General features: G+C 48.4%; 14 protein-coding genes. 12 read left to right on the top strand and 2 right to left on the bottom strand.

Annotated elements, in window-relative coordinates; translation table 11 throughout:
- The first annotated feature begins 1,350 nt into the window (after positions 1 to 1,350).
- Positions 1,351 to 3,405, top strand: coding sequence for a hypothetical protein (locus ACL7TT_RS09155; RefSeq protein WP_413394863.1), 2,055 nt, complete (start codon positions 1,351 to 1,353; stop codon positions 3,403 to 3,405).
- Between the two features lie 131 nt (positions 3,406 to 3,536).
- Here the strand turns inward: ACL7TT_RS09155 and ACL7TT_RS09150 are convergent, their stop codons facing one another.
- Positions 3,537 to 4,667 (bottom strand): FG-GAP repeat domain-containing protein, encoded by a 1,131-nt coding sequence (locus ACL7TT_RS09150; RefSeq protein ID WP_413394862.1) that lies wholly within the window; start codon positions 4,665 to 4,667, stop codon positions 3,537 to 3,539.
- 220 nt (positions 4,668 to 4,887) lie between these two features.
- On the opposite strand from ACL7TT_RS09150, the gene ACL7TT_RS09145 reads away from it, so the two are divergent.
- From ACL7TT_RS09145 to ACL7TT_RS09105, 9 genes are all read left to right on the top strand, one after another.
- Positions 4,888 to 5,397: a GNAT family N-acetyltransferase gene (locus tag ACL7TT_RS09145; RefSeq protein WP_413394861.1), complete on the top strand. Its 510-nt coding sequence runs from the start codon at positions 4,888 to 4,890 to the stop codon at positions 5,395 to 5,397.
- 595 nt (positions 5,398 to 5,992) lie between these two features.
- Positions 5,993 to 7,237, top strand: a complete 1,245-nt coding sequence (locus tag ACL7TT_RS09140) for an efflux RND transporter periplasmic adaptor subunit (RefSeq protein ID WP_413394859.1) — start codon at positions 5,993 to 5,995, stop codon at positions 7,235 to 7,237.
- A 13-nt stretch (positions 7,238 to 7,250) separates the two neighbouring features.
- On the top strand, positions 7,251 to 9,680 hold the full coding sequence (locus tag ACL7TT_RS09135) for an ABC transporter permease (protein WP_413394858.1): 2,430 nt from the start codon (positions 7,251 to 7,253) through the stop codon (positions 9,678 to 9,680).
- Positions 9,681 to 9,695: 15 nt separating this feature from the next.
- Entirely contained in the window at positions 9,696 to 10,376 is a 681-nt protein-coding gene (locus ACL7TT_RS09130; RefSeq protein ID WP_413394857.1) for an ABC transporter ATP-binding protein, read from the top strand.
- A gap of 54 nt (positions 10,377 to 10,430) precedes the next feature.
- Positions 10,431 to 11,555: a sensor histidine kinase gene (locus tag ACL7TT_RS09125; protein WP_413394856.1), complete on the top strand. Its 1,125-nt coding sequence runs from the start codon at positions 10,431 to 10,433 to the stop codon at positions 11,553 to 11,555.
- Complete coding sequence (locus ACL7TT_RS09120; protein WP_413394855.1) at positions 11,552 to 12,328, top strand: LytR/AlgR family response regulator transcription factor; 777 nt, start codon at positions 11,552 to 11,554, stop codon at positions 12,326 to 12,328. Before ACL7TT_RS09125 ends, ACL7TT_RS09120 begins: the two co-directional genes overlap by 4 nt.
- Before the next feature lie 1,126 nt (positions 12,329 to 13,454).
- Positions 13,455 to 15,068: an FAD-dependent oxidoreductase gene (locus ACL7TT_RS09115; RefSeq protein ID WP_413394854.1), complete on the top strand. Its 1,614-nt coding sequence runs from the start codon at positions 13,455 to 13,457 to the stop codon at positions 15,066 to 15,068.
- A gap of 61 nt (positions 15,069 to 15,129) precedes the next feature.
- The gene (locus tag ACL7TT_RS09110) at positions 15,130 to 16,788 is read left to right on the top strand and encodes an acetolactate synthase large subunit (protein ID WP_413394853.1); all 1,659 of its coding nucleotides are present in this window, start codon (positions 15,130 to 15,132) and stop codon (positions 16,786 to 16,788) included.
- 567 nt (positions 16,789 to 17,355) lie between these two features.
- Entirely contained in the window at positions 17,356 to 17,748 is a 393-nt protein-coding gene (locus ACL7TT_RS09105; RefSeq protein ID WP_413394851.1) for an L-rhamnose mutarotase, read from the top strand.
- On the opposite strand, the gene ACL7TT_RS09100 is transcribed toward ACL7TT_RS09105, so the two are convergent.
- A complete protein-coding gene (locus ACL7TT_RS09100) occupies positions 17,749 to 18,531 on the bottom strand; it encodes a GDSL-type esterase/lipase family protein (protein ID WP_413394850.1) in 783 nt (260 codons plus the stop codon).
- Positions 18,532 to 18,726: 195 nt separating this feature from the next.
- On the opposite strand from ACL7TT_RS09100, the gene ACL7TT_RS09095 reads away from it, so the two are divergent.
- Together ACL7TT_RS09095 and ACL7TT_RS09090 are read left to right on the top strand one after the other, a co-directional pair.
- Entirely contained in the window at positions 18,727 to 20,781 is a 2,055-nt protein-coding gene (locus ACL7TT_RS09095; RefSeq protein ID WP_413394849.1) for an SGNH/GDSL hydrolase family protein, read from the top strand.
- 304 nt (positions 20,782 to 21,085) lie between these two features.
- A complete protein-coding gene (locus ACL7TT_RS09090; protein WP_413394848.1) occupies positions 21,086 to 23,599 on the top strand; it encodes a TonB-dependent receptor in 2,514 nt (837 codons plus the stop codon).
- Positions 23,600 to 23,603 lie beyond the last annotated feature (4 nt).

Genomic DNA, 23,603 nt, shown 5'->3' with positions numbered 1-23,603 from the left:
GCCGCCAGCGCCAGGGCCTCTGACCGGTACTCCTCGGAGTATTGCTTGCGAGTGGTTTTGGTTGATTTCTTTGGTCTTGCCATGGGTCACCTCTGTCGCGTAGTTTATCGCTTAAGAGAGTGTCCGTCGTTGGTGGGCAAGATCAATCCGTTTCCGTTTCTCGCGCAAGGTTGGGACCAAGGCCATCAACTGGTATGTGCGCAGGGACTAGGAGCCTATTGAGTTTGTTTTCTTGTGATAGGCCCTAAGGAGTGTGATACAGAACGAAAGAAATTTTCGTGCATGGCACTACCTGAATAAAAAAGGAAATTGAGCGCTGTTATTGGGGCTCAAAAAACGGTGTAGCCCCCTGATACACGCAAAATTTCCTTTAGGCGCCTTGCTTGGTTGGAGGAAACCCACGAAGAAAAGTGCGGTATAGAGACTCCAGCGCAGTGATTTTAGAAAACACGCAATGCGTAGCCTACAGCCGATTGCTGCAATGCGTTGCGGGCCCTCGGCACTCCACCGAACGGGAAAGCCATAGTCGCCGTTCAGTAAGACGTTATATTAATTAGGCAGAACAACAACTCGAAACTGAGTCTCCCAATCCGCATCCTACTTATCCACCCAGCCGGGCCGTTCAATTATAAAGCAGATAAAAGTTACTCCGTTTGTGCGAAAACCTAAATGAACCTGTGTAGCTTATGGGACACTATATGCTGACACCAATAATGATTATAACTATAAAGAAACACCTGATTAATTCAATTCTGCCTTAGTGGGGTTTGATGTTGTGACCACGAAGATCACCTAATATCAGGTACAACCTGCACGCAGCACCACCAGCCAGCAGTATTAGAAAGTCCACTGGGGCATCAAAGGACAGTAAGCATATAGAGCCTGGTCAATTTAAAGAGAAAATCGAATTGGTAGCACAATACATTTGACTAGAGTTCAATCTGTTGGAAGCAGTGTTAACCCCGCAACCAAATAGGTTACCGGGTTATTAATCCGGCGACCATATAGTTCTGTATAAAATCCACTCTGATATTAGAGGGACCCATATCAGACAAAACTATATGGCCGCAAATTAATAGCAGTCCGGAAATTGTCGCTTAAATGATAGGGCATTTCTAAAAATTACTTTTTTGGTGGCCATAAGCACCGGGTAATGGGGGTTCCAGGGCTATAAAATTAAGGAAAACCCAATTTATAGAGATGCCCGATAGAAATTCTCGAAAATTTCAGGCAGGATGTTTTATGTGAAGGTTGAATAGGTATTTTACATCTCCTATATAACTTTCATGTCTTTTTGGTCCATAAGACTTGCTTTACAAAAAAAATAACTAAGCTTTGAGTACGCAGACAATGAAATACGTCAAGTATATAGCCTTAGCGGCAGTAGTTCCGAAAATGGTATTTGCAGCTGCAGTTTCCCTGCAAAGCGTAGAAGTTCAAAGAATCGAACCCTGTCTGGAACCATTAACTACCCGTGAAATCAATCAGCAAAACGAAATAATTAAACCAGATCCATGCGGCCCAGGTGGTGGCGGACCCTATGGTCCACCCAGCACGCCTGCGTCAATAACCTATCCAGCTTACACTAATACTGATTCTATAAAGATCAGCTGGGCTGCCAGTTACGGGAATGGTTATCCAGTTACATATGAGCTTTACGAAAGTAAAAATAATGGGGGATGGGCAAAGATCTACACAGGATCTTTGCCCAGTCGCGTGCTGAGCAACAAGACTGCGGGAAAGTACCGGTATAGGGTGTTGGCCAAAAACGCCAGTTTCAGCAGCTCTTATCGTTATGGAAATTATTCCCTCATCAATCCCAGACAGAAATCCAATCTGTACCTAAAGTATCCGACCACTATGAGTACGCTGGATTCAGAAAATTATCACTTTCGAATTGCAAATTCAGCGGCTAAAACAGAATTGAAAAGAGACTACCCGGAAGGCCAGAGTACCTCAATGAATACAGATGAGGGTCGATTCCATTTGGGCAATGGCTTTGATTTGGTTAGAGGATCTCTTAAGGAAACCTGTTTAAATGTCAATCACCCGGATTTTGTCATCACACAAACACCACCTTATCAGGCGAGCACTTTTGATATCAGCTACGTAAACGATAATCGACATCTGGCGCAGCTGTTGGATGTTTCCTCTTCCGCACAAATTGGTTTTTCAACAGATGACTTCAATTTGGGTCTTTCCGGCGAGAAGGAACGCTATGTCAGCTCAGTTTCGGACGAAACCTATGTTCGATATGTTGTTAAAGTGAAAAACAGGCGTGAATTCTGGAGTCTGAGTACACCGGTAAATGCAATCCATCCGGCATTGGTCAGCAACGTATTGTCACCCAATGATGACGAAGCCAAAGCAGACTTTAGGGAACGCTGCGGAGACAACTATATCAACAACGTTAATATCGGCTCGGCACTTTACCTGGTGTTTAGATTTAGTGCCAAGGCATACAGTTATCAGGAGCGGGAGGCTGCAAAGGCAGAGCTGAGCTTAGCGATAGGAAACGTTTTTCAAGCTGGTGGTGCCGCGGATTCTTCGTCATCGTTCACTGAAACTCTAGACAGGTTGAACGTTGAAGTAAGAGCAGACCAGATCGGAGGGCCTCCCGGCTTGGCCGCTGGAATTGCGCTTAATGGTTTAAATGTTGTAGACAAATATAATCAATTTGTACAGGATACCAATCCTTCAAATTGGGCGGCAGTGGATTACTCTACCAATAATTATCAACGCCCAACCGTGTACAATGCATATGCACACAGTCAAATATTCGCCGATTACACAGGGAGTCAGGGTCCTCTGGCGCAAATGCGGCGCTGGCTGGACATCAGTGTTCAGCATAGGGAGCGTTGTGATCTTTACGGCGGATACAACAAAAATTCGCCAACCCAGTGCCACACATCAATAGGGGAAATCAGTACCGCTATGGACTTGTGTCGGGAAACCCGTACTTGGGACCAATGCGTACACCCGCATCAGTACAATACAGGCAGCCTGACCACCACATCACCGGGAACTTACCTGTTAGGCTGGCTTTCAACCAATGTTAAAAAGCTAAATGAAGACACCAATACAGAGGATTATGACCATCACGTATACAAACGCTCATTAAATGTTGATGATCGTACGTGCCTGAAAAATTCACAGTGCTTCTTAAATCCCTACCGGGGTAGTGGACCTGGAATCGGCAAAGGGTTTGACGTGTTCACATATTACTATGACAACCCCAGGGGTGGCTCTAGAAGCTACTCGGTATACCCTCAGCATTGCGCAAGGACTCAGGTGTTTCTCGATACCGGAAACTGGTTCCTCGCTGATACCACTGCAGATTGGGAGTACTCGGTTAGGGTGGAAGGCTTATGCCCTGACGCTGAAGATTTCCTTGTGATACCTTAGCAGGCTGCTGAAAAAAGCTATATCAGCAGCCCGCTGCCCCGAACACGGACGTTCGGGCCGCAAATCAAGCGTGTAACTGCTTGATTTGTCGTGACAGTATCGCATCTGGGCTTACTCTGGTCTGCCAACCATCACTCCGTTTGGCTAAGATACACGACTGCGGCTTTACTGTCTCCATCAGCAATAATCAGGTCGCTGTTTCCATCTCCATTGAGATCTGCCAAGGCCACACCCCATGGGTTAGGGATGTTGGCATCTTTGAAGCTTATGGTCTCAATCTTTGTTTTATTGCCGAGCACAGCGAGAAGTTCACCGGACCAGTTAGCGACCAGTGCATCTTCAAGGCCATCGCCATTGATATCACCAACGGCTATCTGCTTGGCACCAGGGGGAGTGGTTATTGCGGTTTTGTTGGCTTCATTGAATGTTCCGTCGCCGTTCCCTGGGATAACGGTGACAAAACTGCCATTTGAGCCGACCAGCATATCCGGCTTCCCGTCGCCATTCATTTCTGCCAATTCAACAACAAAGGGGGATGCATAGGGGGCCAGCTTTTTCAGGGTAAAAGACGGGCTGTTTGAGCCGGTATGGGTCACAATGCCAATCTCCCTTGGGTTGGGAGTCACCATATCAATGCGCCCGTCACCGTTGATGTCACCGATCGCAAAGCCTCGATAGGGGTCCCCTCCGGCGTTGATCAGCTGACCGGGTGTTTTGAAGCTGCCATTGGCCAGCCCCTTAAAGTAACGCAGGCCATTGTCATCACGGCTATCAACAATCAGGTCTACTCTGTTGTCGCTGTCAAGATCAGCCAGCTTAACCACATGTATATGGGGTTTCACGTCTATTTTCAGTGACGATTGAGGCGATGGTTGAAAGCCCCCCTTTCCATCACCCAGCAGTAAAGTGACGTAGTCGGTTTCGTGGTTGGCCACCACCAAATCGGCATTGCCGTCTTTATTGAGATCGGCAACTGCCATATCTGCCGGATTCTCACCCACCGGGACACTGCCCACTTTGGCTAAACCGCCCCGTCCATTACCTTGGTAAATCGCGGCATGACTGGCGGTATAACTGGAAAAAATAACATCCACAGCGCCGTCAGAATTGAAATCCAGAGCGGTAATGGCCGGTTGGCCTGCACCGACATTCAGCGGAGTAGGTTTGAAGGTGATATTGTCGATTTCGACGGCTTTTGCCTGAAAAATAAATGAGTTGACCAAGAGAAGTAGAGAATAGACCACATACTTATGCTGAATCATATCGCCACCTGGATTCGATGAACTTTCCACCACTCTATCGCGAAAACGGGGATATCGCTAGCAGGCTGATGAAACAGACGGTGCGTCCAGGAGGAAGTTGGCCAAGGAAAAAATAGGGAGTTGATGGGGTTTCAATGCCTACTGAGTGGATTATTATAGCTATCACTGTTTGCTGCCGTCCCCTGGGACATTAGTCATTCCAACATGGAACACTGACTCAATGATCGAAATCTGTCAGGAAAAACCTGAAGACAGCGACGCGATCCACCGCTTGAACCTGGCCGCGTTCAATAACGGCCCTGAGGCGGCTCTCGTCGATAGGCTTCGCAGCAATTGCGAGAAATATATCGCGTTTGTGGCTGTCGAGAACGGTACAGTTGTGGGACACATCCTGTTCACCCTGGTGATGATTGATGCATCGGACTCAGTTGGCATGGGGCTGGCACCCATGGCGGTATTGCCGTCCTATCAGAGAAAAGGCATTGGCTCTCGGTTGGTTCACCACGGCCTTGCGTACTTGCAAAAGTCCCATTGCCCATTCGTCATCGTCCTGGGACATGCGGAGTATTACCCACGCTTCGGCTTTGAAGTGGCATCGAGATACAAACTCCGCAGCCAATGGGAAGGTGTACCAGATCAAGTATTTATGGTCTTTGTGTTCAATAAGGCCGCCTTACCAAAACAAGGCGGGGTAGTAAGATACCGGGAAGAATTTAATGATGCCCTGTAAGCGGCTAACAAAGGGGTAACGGCTGGCAGCAAGCTGCCTGGCCTCGACAGGGTGGGTTTTGCGGATTGGTGTACTGATATGATCATCCGATTTAGCGGTATGCAATTTTCAGTCAACGGTCTTACCACTGATGGCATCAAGCGCCAAATACTGCCTATTGGACTACAGTCTTGGTCACTATCTAACTTTTGTTTTTCCTGTTTCGATACTTCGGGGCCTTTGGGTTAGCCAGCACCGCCACACTCTGGTTGCAAAATGGATTTCGTTACTTGTACAGGGCTGACTCCACCATGCTGCTCTTCTGGCTGACTTGGGCTACTGCAGGGTATTGGGCGGCCTTATCATTTGGACTGTACACTCTTTAAAGCCACCGTTAACCCGTGACATTCTCCATTCGGTTACCGCCTTAAAATGCAGTGCTGGTCAAAAAGTAAGCAAATCTGTACGTGTATAGAATTTTGCGAACATTCGACAAGGCACTTTCATCGTATTTCCCTGCGTCTTATCCGCAAGCAACTGGGCTTTATCGATTGGCTACTGAAAGTAAAAACCCCACCCTTTATTGTACCAATAACACAATAAGGAGGCTTTGGGAGTGGATATACCGCAAGCTAAACAGCCCAAACTGGCTTTAAAACCACTAAAGATTTTCGTATTCATAATTTCAGTGATTGTGCTTGCCGCCTGGGGAATCCTGAGACATCGATCAGACGCTATCACTGTGAATATGAATGAACTGGTAATTGACAGTGTGAAGCGCGGGCAATTTATTCGAGATATTCGCGCGCCGGGTACATTACAACCCCAAACATTTCGCTGGATTGCCGCTACTTCCAGGGCAAGGGTCGAACAAATCCTTGTTCAACCTGGGGCAAAATTAGAAATTGATACCATTATCATGCGCCTTTCGAATCCAACTCTGACACGTGAGTTAGAAAGGGCCACCTATGCGCTTGAGGTCGCACAAGCTGAATTCAATGCTTTGGGGAAACGTCTTAAAAGTGACGCTTTGGCTCAAGAAGCAATGGTAATCGATTATCAGGCCAGATTCGAAAATGCCGATTTCAGACTCAAAGCCAATGAAGCACTAAAAGACCTGCAGATCGTTTCCGTTTTGGATGTGAAAGAAAATAAGCTGCTTCAACAACAATATCAATCCCGGCTACGCATAGAGAAAAAGCGCCTGCAGCACCTAAAGGAGCTTCATCTAGCTGAATTGGCAGCCAAACAAGCCCAGGTTAACCAGGCACGAAGTGCGCTAAAACTTCAGCAAAACCTTGAAAGTGATCTGAATGTAAAGGCCGGATTAACGGGGGTATTACAATTTGTTCCGGTAGAACAAGGGCAGCAGCTGAATACAGGCGATATTTTAGCCAGGGTAGCCAGGGAAGAGGACCTTAAAGCTGAACTCAGGGTTCAGGAAAGCCTGATCAAAGACGTAGTGTTAGGGCAAAAAGTAGTAATCAGTGCCGGGGGGAATCGTGCAACTGGAAGCATAAGTCGCATTGATCCGGCTGTACAAAACGGCGTGGTGTTGGTAGATGTTATTTTTGATGAGGCAAGCTTAACCGGTGCAAGGCCGGATTTAAGGGTAAATGGTGTAATAGAAATAGAGCGAGTAGAAAACGCTTTAACGATCAGAAGGCCTGTGCAAAGCCAGGAAAACAGTAATAACAATCTCTACCTAGTGAATGAAAGGCAGGCTAAGTTGGTAGCAGTATCTCTGGGAAGCGGATCAGTTGACCGAATCCATGTTACCGGTGGACTACAAGCCGGTGACAAAGTCATTGTTTCTGAGATTTCGCAATTCAATCAACGTCCTCTGATTAGCCTTCAATAGTACAGGAATCATCATGCACCGTTTGTTACAAGACACTGGATATGCCTGGCGGGCTGCTAAAAAAAGACCGGCAATCAGTGTGTTAATTGTTATCACATTTGCGTTAGGAATAGGCGCTAATAGTGCAATATTCAGTATGGTCTATCATGTTATGTTTGCACCATTACCCTATTCAGATGGAGACAGGCTGGTACGTCTGCAACAGCACCAACCGATCGCAGAAAGAATGGATTTTGGGTCATCGGTACAGAGCTTCTTCGATTACAGAAGGTTGGCAACAGGGCTGGATTCCCTGGTGGAATATCATTCTATGCAGTTTACTTTATTAGGCGATGGTATGCCGAAAAGGGTTCAGACGGGTGTTGTGAGTTGGAATTTTTTTAACATGCTGGGCATTAAGCCCCTATTGGGGCGTGACTTTGTTGATGGTGAGGACGAGCCCGGTGCCGAACCCCTTATTCTGCTTTCTTATCGATACTGGCAGCAGTATTTTGGGGGAAGGGAGAATGTAGTGGGTATCAGCCTTGAAATGAATAATGCCGTACATACAGTGATTGGTGTCCTGCCGCCCATGCCAGCTTACCCGGATGATAATGATATTTATATTTCGGCGGCAAGTTGTCCGTTTCGTTCCAGTGAGGGCATGATCAATAACCGAAGCCCAGGTATGTTGACGTTATTTGGAAAGCTTAAAGAGAACGGTGACCTGGAAAGAGTAAGTAGAGAAGTCAACACCATTGCAGGGCAGTTACAGGCACAATATCCGGATGACTACCGTACCAGCAATGGCTACAGTGCAAATTTAGTATCGTTAAAATCTGAAATGATCGGTGATTCTGCCAACACTTTCTTGTTACTGTTGATTATTTCAGGATTAGTAGTACTCATTTCCAGCGCTAATGTTGCCAATCTTAATCTGGCCCGAGCTTCTTCGCGTAGTCAGGAACTTGCTATTAGAGAGGCCATTGGCGCAAGCCCTGGAAGAATAGCGCAACAGCTTTTAACAGAAAGTATTTTATATGCCTTAGCTGGCGGGCTCGTCGGTCTACTATTGGCCTATCCTTCTCTTGCACTTTTATCTGACTTTGCTTCGCGTTATACACCCCTGGCTAGCGAAGTAAAAATGGATGCAATGGTGTTGATATTTTCCCTGGTTGTGTCTGTAGTTGCAGGAGTGATCAGTGGTAGTGCAGCAGCATTTAGCAGAAGAAACATCAACAATGCTTTAAAAGAAGGGGGAGATAAGGTTACCGCCAGCATCACTGGACAGAAGTGGCGAAGCGTATTGTTGATTATTCAGTTGGCTCTGTCATTTGTTATACTGACGGTTTCAACCCTGGTGACTGTGAGCCTGTATAAACTCAGCAACCAGGATACTGGCTTTAACACTGAAAGTGTTTTGGCGATAAACCTGGACCTCAACTTTACCAACTATACTAACGGTCAGCAGGTGCGTGATTTTGCCCGCAATTTGCTCAGAGAAGTATCAGCACTGCCAGCTAGTGAACAAGTCAGCGTCTCAGCCAGTTTTCCTCTTGCTTCAAATGTGCTTGGCCCAAGCAACTTCGAAACACAAAGGCAAAATCTGAATCAGGACGACGTTCGTCCAAGGGCTAGAGTGGTCGCCGTTTCCCATCAATTTCATTCTTTATTGGGCATCGCTCTATTGGAAGGGCGTTATTTCAATGAGTCAGATGATGAAAACAACCCTGGTGTAGTAGTAATTAACCGTAGTCTTGCTGAGCAGTTTTTTGCTGGCGTGAGCCCCCTTGGTGAAAAACTATCCATAGATGGGGGGCAAAACTGGCTCCAAATTGTTGGAGTGGTGGCAGATGTCAGAGCTACCGGACTTGATCAAACAGAGGGAGCGACATTTTATGTCTCCTTTATGCAATTCCCTTCAGGGCAGGTTAGATTGTTGGTTAAGTCACAAGGTTCACCTTATCAGTTGCAGCACCCTATAACAAAAATTGTTGGTCAACTTGACCCTCAGCAAGCGATTGCATCAGTGCAATCAATGTCAGACATAAAAGAAGACTGGTTAACCACACCTACATTGATTGCCAGTTTATTGGGATTGTTCGGGTTGTTATCTCTCCTTATTACCTTGTCAGGGATTTTCGGTGTAGTCTCATACAACATAGGCCAGCGATTAAGAGAAATTGGAATACGTATTGCTGTTGGTGCCACACCTAAATCCATCATGGGATTGATACTTAAACAAAGTATAAGTGTGATCGCAATTGGTATTGGCACTGGGCTGGCTATTATGTCGTTGCTTGGCAGTCACCTTCAAGGTGTTTTGTACCAAACAAACGTGTTTAGTCCATTTGTATATCTGACAAGTTTAGTCGTGTTAGTCCTGGCAGCCCTTATGGCTGTCACGACGCCAACATTAAAAGCGACCAAACTCGACCCTTCTTCCGCACTGAGAAATGAATAAGTTAAAGGAAAGATGATGAACGATACACAGCCCCTTATCCAGCTGGAGTCTTTATGTCGCTATTTTAATAGTAACGGCATGGAGACCCGCGCAATTCACAACCTTGACCTTGAAATATATCCTGGAGAATTTGTATCTATCTCTGGCCCATCTGGATGTGGGAAATCCACCTTATTATCCGTATTGGGCCTGCTAGATGGTGCGACCAAAGGCAATTATTACTTGAAGCAGCACAAAGTTGAACACTTCGATCTTTACCAAAGGGCTGCATTACGAAACAAGGAAATTGGATTCGTTTTTCAGGCGTTTAACCTGATTGGTGATATGACAGTCTTCGAAAATGTGGAATTACCCCTTACCTACAGTTTTGAATCAAAAAACGAACGAAAACAACGAGTTATGGAGAAACTCGATCAAGTTAGCATGGCCCACAGAGAGAATTATTACCCCGCACAATTATCGGGAGGGCAGCAACAAAGGGTTGCTGTGGCAAGGGGAATGATCATTAATCCTTCCATACTTTTGGCCGATGAGCCTACTGGGAACCTGGACTCTGCAAATGGCGAAGAGATCATGGAGCTACTAGATCAATTAAATCAGCAAGGCACAACGATTTGTATGGTGACGCATGATTCTCGTTTTGCACAAAGAGCCACCAGAACCGTCGAACTGCTGGATGGACAGTTATTGCAATAATCTGTCTATAGGCTTATAACAGTGTCCCTTTAGCTAATATAGGAAAGACACTAGGTGAGCGAAACAGCAAAAAACTATAGACAACTTACGGTCATTCTGCTTTGTCTTGCGATAGGTCTTGGTTGTTATGTCGCGCTTTCCCAGCTATCGGGAATTTTCACGATTCACAACTACCAACCCAATCCAGTGGGGCAATTCACGTATTTAATGATAAAAGTGTGGTTGCCCTGGGCAATACTATCCCCCCTGGTATTGTATTTTGCTAAACGCTACCCCATTACGCCGGAAAATTGGTTGCCAATGGTAGGTGTGCATTTCTTTATATTGATGATTTTATCATTATTGCAAACCTTTGTGATTAGTTATCATTATCACTTTTTCGAAACCATGAGTGAATCAATGGTGGGGTATCAACCGTGGCAACATATAGGCCATTTTTTGTTTGGTGATAACCTGTTTCTTTTTCATTTTATTATTTATACTTTATTTGTAGCAAGTCAGAACTTAAGGAATTTTTATAACTTTGCCGAAGAAAAAGAACTGGAAAGTGAAACCTTGAGAAGGCAATTGGTGGAATCAAAATTGCTTGCTTTGCGCATGCAAATTAACCCCCATTTCTTGTTTAATACATTAAATATCATATCGGTGCTGGTGCTTAAGGAAAAAAAACAACAAGCTGCCACATTGCTTGAAAAATTAAGTGCATTTTTTCGTCAGACACTAGAAGAGTCTGAAGCGCAATGGGTACCGTTAAAATCTGAAATAGAGATTATAGAGCAATATCTATTTATTGAAAGAGCACGTTTTGGGGAAAGATTAAAAATAATAATGGATATAGATGACAATGTCCTGGCTATTTCTGTTCCGTCAATGATCCTGCAACCCCTGGTAGAAAATGCCATCAGCCATGGCCTGGGCGAAAAAACTGGGCCCGGTACGCTCACCTTGAGGTGTAAACTGGCTGGGGGTTATCTGTTGATACAGGTTATTGACGATGGCGTAGGCTGTGATTTTACAGGTAAGGATTACAATCCCGGTATTGGCATAGAAAATGTGCGGCAAAGGTTGATTCAATTATATGATGACGATCATTTATTTACCCTTAACGGAGAGCTTGGAAGGGGTGTAACGGTTACGATTAAATTGCCAATTAAACAATCGGATGAGCACCAACGATGACTATCAAAATCCTTATTGTTGATGACGAACCTTTGGCCCGTGATGGCGTGAAATTTCATCTTGAAGCTCAGGTCGATATAGAAATTATAGGGGAGTGTCCGAATGCAGAGAAGGCGATAGACTTTATTCAAGACCACAAACCTGATCTGGTCTTTCTGGATATTAAGATGCCTGGGAAAACCGGCTTTGACGTTATTCAGGAAGTGGGTACAGATAACATGCCACTGGTTATATTTATGACCGCTTATGATCAATATGCCATTGAAGCATTTCAGGTAAATGCATTGGACTACCTGTTGAAGCCAATAAATCCAACATTATTTTATGAAAGTTTGAACCGGGCACGCACTGAGATTAAGAAAAAGCAGATCTCCCAATATTCTCAACAGCTTACTGATCTCCTGCAAGGATTAAATACAGAACCTGGTGGTATTGATGCCCAGAATTCCGAGCGAATTGTTGTGCGCTCCCACGGCCATGTCTATTTTGTCCGCCCGCAAGACGTTCAATGGGTGGAGGCGAAAGGAGATTATGTAACTGTACATACTCACAACCGCACACATTTACTTCGTGAAACCATGCGGAATATGGAAAAACGCCTGGAAGGCGCTGGCTTTCAGCGTATTCATCGCTCATTAATTGTCAAGGTAGACCTCATCATTGAGCTTATTAGTCTGGATTCTGGTGACTATGAAGTAGTGATTGAAGGCGGTACAAAACTTAAACTCAGCCGTTCTTATCGTGACAGCTTATTTGCACATTTGAATTCGTAACAATTTGTATTTTACAGAGGTTGGCGTAAACAGGCGTTGAGTCCACCTCGAATACAGCTCCTTGCTGTAATAATATTCACTTAGCGCGGCTTCAACGACAACTGAAAGCTGTATTTCCGTCAACCAATCTACGCTCTGTTTACCATTACCCGGCAGGAAATATTTTTTTCAGGTTGTGAGCCACAACACTGAGAGTAAGTTTGGGCGGCAGGTGGACAAACAAGGAATGTGAGATTTCTCTTCGTCCATCCTCATAAGTTGGTCGTATATTTTTGCCGATATTTCAGTAGGTATTACAAAACTGTATGGTCATATATTGAAGAATCGTGTGTGGCTAAACTGCGGTGCGAAATCCAGATACATAACCGCTTTGTACACTCTACTGTGTCGCTGGGATGTATTGACTGTGCTATGGTCCAATCCGTTCACTTGATAATATTTCCCTGAAACGCTAGTATCACTGGCTAATGGCAGTGAGCACTTAAAATATAAAATGCTTAAAGCCACAAAAATAGCTACCTACCCAATAATAGAACTGACGGGGGTAATAGACCGTCTGCTGGTGCTGCTTTTGAATGGCACAAGGTATTGGCGGTCAAGGTACACAACAACAAGATTGGAAATTTTAACCTTGCTCTCCAGAAGCTTCAAAACCTTTGCCGTTTCCGGCGAAGAAAACCCGATAATAGGCAGTGATCACCCTGGACAGGGTTTTCCAGACGTTTTCAACCCCCGCTGAACAGCAAGATTCTCCCGTTCTCAATTAAAGAGCGGAGGGCAGCGTAGCTCACATTGCCTATAGGTCTCCGTATGAGAGCACTGAATTAAAGTGTCAAAATGCCAGAGCCGTCAATAAGAGACAAGCTACCGAGGGGCTGGTTATGGGAATGTGACAAACAACCCCGGCATAGTGCAGTCAAAGCCGGCAGGGCTGTCCATCTCTGCGGTTGGATAGAGGCGTATATCCGGCATAGCCTAGGTTGTTGCCTGGCAAAGTTCACTAATGGTGTAGCGCCGGCTTTATCTACCGTGGCTTGTAAAGTCAATTTTCTGGTCTGCTAAGTCAATCAGTCTCTGTTTATAACGTTATATGGTCTACAGCAAGAAAATAATAGGGAAAAGTACCATGCCAAAACCTGTTTGCTCTGATATTTTGGTTGCCGGAGGGGGGCTTGCAGGGATTATCACTGCACTAGAGGCGTTAAGGGCAGGTAAAACTGTCACCATAGTCGATAGGGATACACCACAGCGGTTTGGCGGGCTGGCACTGTGGGCCTTTGGCGGTATGGCACTGATCGGCACAGCGCTGCAACGGCGTATGAAAATTCCTGACTCTGCAGAGCTGGCCCTGCAGGACTGGCTGCGCTTTGGCGAGCTGGACCCCCTGGATAAATGGCCCATGCAGTGGGCCCGCTATTATGTGGAGCACTCGCAAGCTGAAGTGTACGACTGGCTTATCCGTGAAGGCATGAAATTTCTGCCATCGGTCAACTGGGTGGAACGGGGCCGCTTTGGCGACGGCAATAGTGTCCCCCGCTATCACATCATTTGGGGTACTTCACGAGAACTGGTTCGATGCATGGTGCGCGCGCTGCATGATGCCAGTTCCGGAGGCAGACTGACGATTCATCATAACCACCGGATCACCGGGCTGGATCAGCAGGCGGGAAAAGTGCATGGGGCGGTCGCGGTGAATGAGGTCACCGGCAGGGAAGAACGCTTTGAAGCACCGATTGTAGTGCTGGCTATGGGGGGGTTAAATAGCGGACACGATGAGTGTCGGGCCAATTGGCCGGTTGAGCGGCCGCAACCCACCGCTATGCTGAATGGTGCTCACCCTTTGTCTGATGGCAAGCTGCATCGCTGGACAAAAGACAATCTGGGAGCCTGTATTACCCACGCCGGAGAAATGTGGAATTACGCCGCCGGTTTTCCACACCCATTCCCTCACTTCCCCGGCCATGGTCTTTCCTCCATCCCCTGTAAGTCGGCTCTGTGGCTGAACCATCGCGGTGAGCGTATCGGTCCAGAACCCCTGGTTACCGGATTCGATACCCATTGGTTATGCCAGCAAGTTGCCGCCCAGGAGAAACCTTGGACCTGGCATCTACTCAATAGACGCATTGCACTGAAGGAATTCGCCATTTCCGGTGCAGAGCATAATGCCCGAATCCGGGATAAGCAGTTCCCATTACTTCTAAAAGAAGTGCTATTGGGCAATACACCGCTAGTGGATCAGATGCAGAACGAGAGCAATCACTTTCTTGTGGACAATACCCTGCTAGGGCTGGCAAAAAAAATGAACGCACTGACCTGTTCACAGGATGTTGACCCGGCAGAACTCAAAGCCACTGCTGATGCTTTTGATGCGAATTTCAGCAAAGGTGACCAGCTTAACAACGACCCGCAAATCCGTCTGATCCGCCATGCCCGCCAATGGGGGCCGGATCGGTTACGTACGTGTAAACCAGCGCCATTACAAAAAGCCGGTGCCGGGCCATTTATTGCTATCCATACACAGCTGACCACCCGTAAGAGCCTGGGAGGGTTACAGACCGACCTGCAAAGCCGGGTGTTGGATGCCAACGGCCAGTCTATTTCCGGTCTTTATTGCGTTGGCGAGGCCGCCGGGTTCGGTGGTGGCGGCTGCAACGGTAAACGCTCACTGGAAGGTACTTTCCTGCCCGGCTGCATCATGACAGCCAAGGCAGCAGCCAGGTCGATTAATGCGGGTAATTGACCAGCGGCACAATAAAAAACCAAAACAAAAATAGAACAAGAATAGGATCAGGAGAGACAGTATGCCCAATGGCGCCCAAGCTTTGATGAAAACCCTGGTGGATGCCGGGATTGAAGTGTGTTTTAGCAATCCCGGCACCAGTGAAATGCATTTTGTTGCGGCTTTGGATGGCGAGCCCAAGATGCGGGCGGTTCTCGCGCTGTTTGAAGGTGTGGCCACTGGGGCTGCCGACGGTTACGCGCGCATGGCGGACAAACCCGCTGCCACCCTGTTGCACCTGGGTTGTGGTCTGGGCAATGGCTTGGCCAATCTGCACAACGCCCGTAAAGGGAAATCCCCGATTGTGAACATTGTGGGTGACCACGCCACTTATCATGTCAAGTACGATGCCCAGTTACAGTCAGATATCGAAACAGTAGCCTGTAACGTGTCTCCCAACTTTGTCCGCACTTCAAAGAGCACTGAGTCCCTATGCCAGGACGCAGTCGATGCCATCACCGCCGCCCGGGGTTTACCCGGTCAGGTGGCCACCCTGATCCTGCCTGCGAATGTCTCCTGGGGAGAGGGGGGCCAGCCCTGTGTGGTGCCACCCCAGGCCGAAGCGCCAATAGCGGACAGTACGGCCATTGATGCTGTGGCTGAAGCAATACGCAGCAGCAGGAAAACGGCCCTGCTGCTTGGCGGTCGCGCCCTGCGCGAGCCGGGACTGCTGGCTGCTGCCCGCATTGTCGCCCACAGTGGTGTAGTTGTTTTTGCCGAAACCTTTCCCACCCGTATAGAGCGCGGTGCCGGCCTGCCCGCGGTGGAGCGTATAGCCTATCTGGCGGAACTCGCCTCTTTGCAATTGTCCGAATTCGACAATTTGATTTTGGTGGACGCCAAAGCCCCGGTATCTTTTTTTGCTTACCCGGACAAGCAGAGTTATTTGGTACCGGATGGCTGTACCGTTCACACTCTGAGTACGTCTGGGCAAGACGCCGCAGCCAGCCTGAATAAACTCGCAGATACCCTGGGTGTGGGGAGTACGCAACCAGTGCTGCAACCCGCCGGCAGGCCCGGCAGGCCCAAGGGCAAACTGACCGCTGAAAAAGTTTGCCGGGCTGTAGGTGAGTTGATGCCAGAAAATAGTATCGTTGTGGACGAATCCATCACCTCGGGTTTGTTACTCAATGCCATGACCGCCGGAGCACCAAGGCACGATATGATTACCCTCACCGGCGGCGCTATTGGTCAGGGATTGCCCAGCGCTGTAGGAGCCGCCGTAGCCTGCCCGGATAGGCCGGTACTGGCCCTGATTGGCGATGGTACCGCCATGTACACCAACCAGGCTTTATGGACCATGGCGCGGGAAAAGCTGAACGTGACCACCATTATCTTCAACAACGCCTCCTATTCGGTTTTGAATATTGAACTGGAGCGCGTAGGGGCGGATGAAGCCGGGGAGAAAGCCAAATCCCAGCTCGATATCAGTGATCCGGTCACCAACTATGCGCTATTGGCTCAGAGCATGGGCGTGCATGGCACACGTGTGAAAACGTCAGAAGCGCTGTTAAAGGCCCTGGAATACGCACTTGAAATGCCAGGCCCACACCTGATCGAAGCTGTGGTACCAGAGTCATTAAACGGCGTGAAACGCAAGGTACTGCCCTGGTTATTGAAAACCCTTCCGAATATCCCAAGGCCGTTAAGTAAAGCTTTGAAGAAAAAAATCGCACCCTGAGTCCCTTTAGCCAGGAACTCAGGGGATTGTGCAACCTAACAGGCTGTTGAAATTCGAAGAAGTTCGATGCCTGGTACCGAAATATGGATATTTCGGCAAAATCGGCGAAGCCTAAGTCGTTAATTTTGGAAGAAAAGTGAAAATCACATGTTTCGCTTTTCGTGTGTTGAAAAAGGCAGGATGCCTTTTTCAACAACCTGCTAAGGGGTAACAAGGGTGCGCTGATCGCGCAGGCCAGAATCAATGGGGGGCGTTGGTATCCTCATTTTCTCCCGGTTGTAAGCCAACCCGCCCTTATAGGCGCATACTAACAAGGCGGAAGGGAAGAATACCCTTATCTCGGGACCGTATGGGGCATGGACGCCGATTACGAGCGTACAGGGAGGTATTTACAGCGTGTCCCGAGAGGAGGGTATTCTTTTCTTCCGACCCGGTAGTATGAGTGCCTGAAAATCCTCAATGAGGAAACAATTGCCCTTCAGGATCCGGGGCTGGGTGTCAATAGGAGCGGGTTGCATGCCGGGCGTATTAACATCGACATTGAAAACCTTTGAATAGAAAAGTGATATGACAGAGACAGCACAGCCTGTGTGGGGCAGTACGAATCCGGAAATCATGTCTGACAAGGTGCAGCGCTTCGGTTCCGTAATCGGTTTAAAACCTGATATGGAACAGCGTTACAGGGAGCTGCATGCGGAGGTGTGGCCAAACGTTATTCGGCGTATAAAGCAGTCAAATATCCGTAACTACTCTATTTATATCACTGAAATCGAAGATAAGAAGTATCTATTCAGTTACTTTGAATACATCGGTAACGACTATGACAATGATATGCGGGCAATCGCAAATGACCCGGTGACCCAGGCTTGGTGGAAAGAAACCGATCCCTGCCAGCGTCAGCTGCCCAGCCGACGAGAGGGTGACAGCTGGAGCCTTATGGAGCGCGTGTTTTTCAACTGATTACAGCTTTTTTAGTAACAAAGGGCGCAGCAGCTTTGATAGGGCGCTATAGCCTGATTCATTAATATGAACGGCATCGCGCAATTTTGCTTGGTCCAGTTTTCCCTCTGCATCCAGCAGAACAGGACGGGTGTCGATAAACTCGACATATTCCCGCAGAGCGAGTTCTCTGAGTCGTGCATTGGTTTGTCTTGGCTCTGATTGTTTGTCCTTGCGCGGCAATATTCCCAGCAACATGATATGTGTCAATGGGCTGCGCGCGTGAATCTCATCGACAATGACTTCCACCCCTGAAAAGATATCCGCAGGGCTGTTGTCAATGGACAGATTGTTGGTGCCAATCATGATGAGGGCAACTTTAGGGCTGATTTCATCGATCTCACCGTTTTGCAGTCGCCAGATAACATTCTCGGTTCTATCCCAGCCAAAACCCATATTGGTGACTGTTATGTCCTCAAAAAGTGCCTTCCAGGCGTCACTGCCCCAGGCTAACGGGGCCTTGGGCTCCCCTCCAAAAAAGTGCGTGATTGAGTCACCCAGGTAGATAACTTCAGGGTTCAAGACTTCATGCCGCGCCAGGATCTCTTGGTGACGGGTTTCCCAGTCGTAGGTGGCATAGTCACGATTTTGGGTCACCGGGGTTGTGCTGTCGATGCTGGTATCCACCAGTGCAGGACCGGCGGTGCAAGCCGAAAGCACCGTGAGTATAAGCGCACTCGCTGTACCAAGAAGAAGGCGGCCACCTCTCTTTAACGCATCCGCCATTGATATCTGCTGTTTCATTGTTCCACTCTTATCTTGCGGCAGCGCTTTTGGCCGTCGTCAGTTTATTATTTACGCAAACCCTGTTGTAGGCAGCCACAAAAGCATGGTAGTCTCATTTTTCAATAATTAAAATTCTTTTTGCATATAAAAATAAAGGTTGCGCCCTATTCTCAGGTGGCGGCCCTATGCCGGAATTGCACAGTGAGGTTGTCCTTGCCGTATTTATGCCGTTTGCCCGCACTTCTTGCACTCTGCCTATTGGTGGGCTGTGCCGATATGGCTCCGGAGCCCTGCAGTACCGATATGACGGCCTGCGGTTACGTATCTGAGACCTCCGTCGAAGCCAAGCCCAGCAACAACAGTGCGATAGCTTATCCCGGTCCTGCAGGTGAGTGGCGCGGTTATGATCGCTACACTTTTACTATCCAAGGCCGCTCTGCCTATGTGGTCGCTCCCGAGGAGGTCGCCCCAGGCAACCCTTGGGTGTGGCGGGCAAGATTCCCCGATTGGCACCCCGAAGCTGACCTCACCCTCTTAGATCAGGGGTTTCATGTGGCCTATATGGATGTTTCCAATCTTTACGGCAGCCCCTCAGCGGTTGCTCTGTGGGATGATTTTTATCGCTACTGCACCGAGTCTCTTACCCTGGCGCCGAAGGTAGCCTTATCAGGTGCGAGCCGGGGTGGCTTGATTGTTTACAACTGGGCTGCGAAAAATACCGATAAAGTTGCCAGTATCTATCTGGAATCTCCTGTCAATGATCTTAAAAGCTGGCCCGGTGGGTTAGGGCAGGGGATTGGCAGCAAAGCGGATTGGGCACTGGCGCAACAGGCTTACGGGCTCAATGAAGAGGAATTAACCACCTACGCGCACAACCCGATCGACAATCTGCTGCCAATTGCCACAGCAGGGATTCCGATACTGCACCTGGTGGATGACACTGACCAGGTGGTTCCACCCGCTGAAAACACCTATATGGTGGAGTCACGCCTAAGAGCGCTCGGGGGTAAGATCACAATTGTTCACAATCAGGCTGAGCCCAGGGCACTGCAAGGGCATCACTTTCCCTTCGAAAACCCACAGCGCGTGGCCGAATTTATTCGCTACCATACGCTGACTGCGCTCGCGCCTTCTGCATTAGGAGATGAGCCGGACCCCTTCTTTGGTATTCGTGATGGCTTGGCGAACACCTACAGAAAATTCCAACAGGGCGGCAAGGCCAGAGTCGCTTTCCTCGGGGGGTCAATTACTTACAACCAGGGCTGGCGAACCCTGCTGATGAAATCGTTCAAGCAGCGTTTCCCGGCGGTGGATTTTGATTTTGTTGCGGCGGGCACTCCCTCTATGGGCTCTACCCCCGGAGCTTTCCGCTTGCAACGGGATGTCTTTGATTCCGGCCCGGTTGATTTGCTGTTTGTCGAGGCGGCAGTCAACGATGCCATCAACAATCGCACTGATCCTGAAGCTTTGCGCGGTGTGGAGGGTATTGTTCGCCAGGCCCGACGGACTAATCCAAACATCGATATCGTGCTGATGCACTTTGTCGATCCGGATAAAATCCGTGACTACAATCAGGGTCATATTCCGAAGGTAATTCAACAGCACGAAGCTGTTGCAACGCACTATGGGTTGCCCAGTCTTGATTTAGCCAAAGAGGTCGCCACTCGAATTGGCCGTGGTGAGTTTAGCTGGGAGAAAGACTTCGTTGATCTGCATCCATCGCCTTTTGGGCAGAAGTTATACTTCCACTCGATTCAGCGCTTGCTTAACAAGGCGTGGAAGGCGGCTGGCGATACGCTTGCCAGTCCACACTTTTTGCCCCAAACACCGCTGGATCCTTTCAGTTACAGCCAGGCTCAACTAATTCCTATCGAGACCCTCAAAACGGGTAGTGGTTTTACTTACGTGGAATCCTGGCGCCCAACCGATGGTGCGGCAACCCGCGAGGGCTTTGTCAAAGTGCCCATGCTAGTGGCTGAATCGCCAGGCGCCGAACTGCAATTTAGCATAGAGGGGCGGGGGGTTGGCCTGTGGATTGCGGCCGGCCCGGATGCCGGTGTAATTGAGTATTCCATCGACAATCAACCCGTGCGACGACTGGATTTGTTTACTGAGTGGAGTGGTGGCTTGCACATACCCTGGGCCTATATGCTCGATGCCGAGCTTGCTGAAGGCAAGCACAGTGTTTTCATCAAGGTTCGGCAGGAAAAAAACCAGCACAGCCGCGGTCATGCCATTCGCATCGCCCATGTGCTGGTCAATCAGTAATAAGCGGTAAAACCAATTTAGGATGAAGCTTTTGGGTATTAACCTTTAGCCGTATCCAGATACGAATGAAGCGGAGTATTTGAGTCAATAAAAGCAGTTACTACCGGGGCGGAAGGAAAGAGTGCCCCGCTCCCAGGACCCGCTGTGTATACATCCCTGTACGCTCGTAATCGGCATCCACGCCTTATACGATCCCGGCAGAGAGGTATTCTTCCCTCCTGCCTTGCTGGTAAGGATAGACGTTACAGGACCTAGTCATGTTAACCCGTTCCAATAATAAATACGCTAAATCAGGAGAGTCTACATGAGCCAACAGTCACACCTCCACTCCGGTTTCACCCGAACCCCCATCTACATGGCCGTTGCCCTGGCCTCATCACTGTCCTTTGACCGTGTGAGTGCGCAAGATGACATTGATACCGGCCCGGAAGGTTTGGAGGAAATCGTAGTTACTGCGCAGAAAAGAACAGAAAATATAATGGAAGTGCCCATTTCCATCGGCACTTTCTCCGATGAAGATATCGACAAATCCGGCGTTTTGGATATTCGCGATATGGCCAACTATGTGGCCGGTGTCACCATTGGGGAGGGACAGTTAACCCAGGCCGACATCACCATACGGGGTATTACCAGTACCAATATCAGCTCCGGCGGCGACCCTTCGGTAGCCACCTTTTACGATGGCGAATATTTGCCGCGCACCGCCACAACGGTTGGTTTTTCCGATGTTGAGCGTGTGGAGATTTTGAAAGGTCCTCAGGGAACCCTGTTTGGCCGCAATGCGGCCGCCGGCGTTATTAATATTCTGCCCAAAAAGCCCAATGGTGAACTTGAGGCCTTTGTCAGCACAAAAATCGGCAACTATGGTTTGCAGCAATACGAAGCCATGGGTAACCTGCCATTGACCGGCAACCTGTTCCTGCGCGCCAATGTCATGACCAATGACCGTGATGGCTATGTGGACAACCTTGGCAATGGTGACGACCTGGGCGTACAGAACAGTACAACCGCACGCTTGTCGCTGCTGTGGCAAGCCAGCGATACAACCGACCTACAACTGTCTTACGATTATGACAAGGTGGATCAGGGCGCCAATCCGGTGATTGGAGTTGGTCCCACCGCCTACAGTACCGATCCCTTTTCCGGTAAAACCTCGCACGATGTGATTGATGGCGGCGAAAAGCGGGATATGTATGCTGTAGGTGTTCGGCTAAACCACGAATTCAATAACCAATGGTCGCTCAATTACAGCGCAACTACTCGCGACATTGAAACCACCAATGTCTACGATGAAGACGGCACGTCCGATATTACCCGCTACCTCTCAGCGGATAACTTCGAGGACTCGGAATCCCTGTATACCGAGCTGCAAGTCAACTTCACTTCTGACGACTTAACGGCTGTGATGGGTGCGAGTTACAGTGGCAGTAAAACTGATCAAATTATTCCTATTAATTTAAGCACAGACGCGTTAAACCGGTTTGTTACCAGTCAGTTGACCTCAGATCCTGGTTTACAGGCGCTGTATGCCGGCTATGGCCAGGATATTTTATCGGTAGATACTTATTGGAATCCTGCAGATTGGGCACTGCTGTCCTGGATGGTGACTGATGCTGTCGGTGGCTGTGGAGGTGCCTGTGGTGTTTCTTTGCCACAGGACGCCTTCTCTTACGCGCTGGTCAATACAATTCTTGGTACAGAACCGGGTAAACCTCCTGCTCTGGCAACTCCTTTCTTTTTCGATCCCTCCTATGCCGGGCAATATATTTCTGAAGCCACCTATAATACCGGTAATTTCACCAGTTGGGGCATCTATACCGATATTGGTTACAGCTTTACTGAAAGGTTCGATATGTTCTTTGGGCTGCGCTACAGTAGCGACACCAAAGAATTCAGTTGGGAGACGCCGCTGGCAGATTTTTATGTGAACAACCCTGAACTGGGAATCACCGACAATGCCATATTCCCAATGTTACCCAAGGTTAATGCGGAGGAAACCTGGAGCAAAACCACTGGTCGTGTCGTTGCCAATTATAAACTCACCGAGGATATTATTACCTTCGCCTCCTACTCCACCGGATACAAGTCCGGTGGCTTTGATTCTCTCAATGTGACAACTGCGTTGCTGCCACTTGACCCCGAAGTGGTGACCAATTACGAACTGGGTATAAAAGGGGACTTTTTTGATAACCGGCTTCGAGTCCAGGCCAGTGCCTATAACATGTCGGTCGAGGGCGCACAAAACGTAGTTCAGTCACAGCCTCCCGAAGCTTCTGTCGCTGCACCAAGACTCATCAATACCGATGTAGAGAATGCAGGCGTTGAATTCACTGTCGACTGGATAGCACTTCCGGACTTGCGTTTGTCATTAATCACCCAGTACATGAAGGCCGAGCAAACACCAGAGCAGTATTACGATGCACTCGGGGATCAGGTCGGCGGTGAAACTACCAGGGGGAAATCCAAACCTGAGGACGCATATACCTTCCGTATGGACTATACGCCAGAAATTGCTATTGGCAGCATCAATTTTCACCTTGATTATATCTACAATCGCAATGACGCTACTCTGGATCTGAATTATTTGGCCCAGTATGACGCAATTCCAGGCTACGGTGGAGATCGCCAGCGCCTTCACGGTCGTATCGATTGGTATAGCGACGACGACACCTATCAGGTCTCGCTCTGGGGTAAAAACCTTACCGACGAGGAGTATGTCAGTACCGTAGGGGGCTTTGGCCAGACAGAGTTACAGGCACCGATAGTGACAATTGAAGAGCCCAGAACCTACGGTGTGGACGTTCGCTATAATTTCTAAGTTA

The organism is Microbulbifer jejuensis, from assembly GCF_047289955.1.
In the GTDB taxonomy this organism is placed as follows: domain Bacteria; phylum Pseudomonadota; class Gammaproteobacteria; order Pseudomonadales; family Cellvibrionaceae; genus Microbulbifer.
The sequence above is the reverse complement of the archived record's forward strand: the minus strand, read 5'-3'. Positions and strand labels throughout refer to the sequence as shown.

What these genes read in the sequence shown, in the direction of transcription:
- ACL7TT_RS09155 (WP_413394863.1), top strand. Translation starts at nt 1,351, where the DNA reads ATGAAATACGTCAAGTATATAGCCTTAGCGGCAGTAGTTCCGAAAATG.
- ACL7TT_RS09150 (WP_413394862.1), bottom strand. Translation starts at nt 4,667, where the DNA reads ATGATTCAGCATAAGTATGTGGTCTATTCTCTACTTCTCTTGGTCAAC.
- ACL7TT_RS09145 (WP_413394861.1), top strand. Translation starts at nt 4,888, where the DNA reads ATGATCGAAATCTGTCAGGAAAAACCTGAAGACAGCGACGCGATCCAC.
- ACL7TT_RS09135 (WP_413394858.1), top strand. Translation starts at nt 7,251, where the DNA reads ATGCACCGTTTGTTACAAGACACTGGATATGCCTGGCGGGCTGCTAAA.
- ACL7TT_RS09130 (WP_413394857.1), top strand. Translation starts at nt 9,696, where the DNA reads ATGAACGATACACAGCCCCTTATCCAGCTGGAGTCTTTATGTCGCTAT.
- ACL7TT_RS09120 (WP_413394855.1), top strand. Translation starts at nt 11,552, where the DNA reads ATGACTATCAAAATCCTTATTGTTGATGACGAACCTTTGGCCCGTGAT.
- ACL7TT_RS09115 (WP_413394854.1), top strand. Translation starts at nt 13,455, where the DNA reads ATGCCAAAACCTGTTTGCTCTGATATTTTGGTTGCCGGAGGGGGGCTT.
- ACL7TT_RS09110 (WP_413394853.1), top strand. Translation starts at nt 15,130, where the DNA reads ATGCCCAATGGCGCCCAAGCTTTGATGAAAACCCTGGTGGATGCCGGG.
- ACL7TT_RS09105 (WP_413394851.1), top strand. Translation starts at nt 17,356, where the DNA reads ATGACAGAGACAGCACAGCCTGTGTGGGGCAGTACGAATCCGGAAATC.
- ACL7TT_RS09100 (WP_413394850.1), bottom strand. Translation starts at nt 18,531, where the DNA reads ATGAAACAGCAGATATCAATGGCGGATGCGTTAAAGAGAGGTGGCCGC.
- ACL7TT_RS09090 (WP_413394848.1), top strand. Translation starts at nt 21,086, where the DNA reads ATGAGCCAACAGTCACACCTCCACTCCGGTTTCACCCGAACCCCCATC.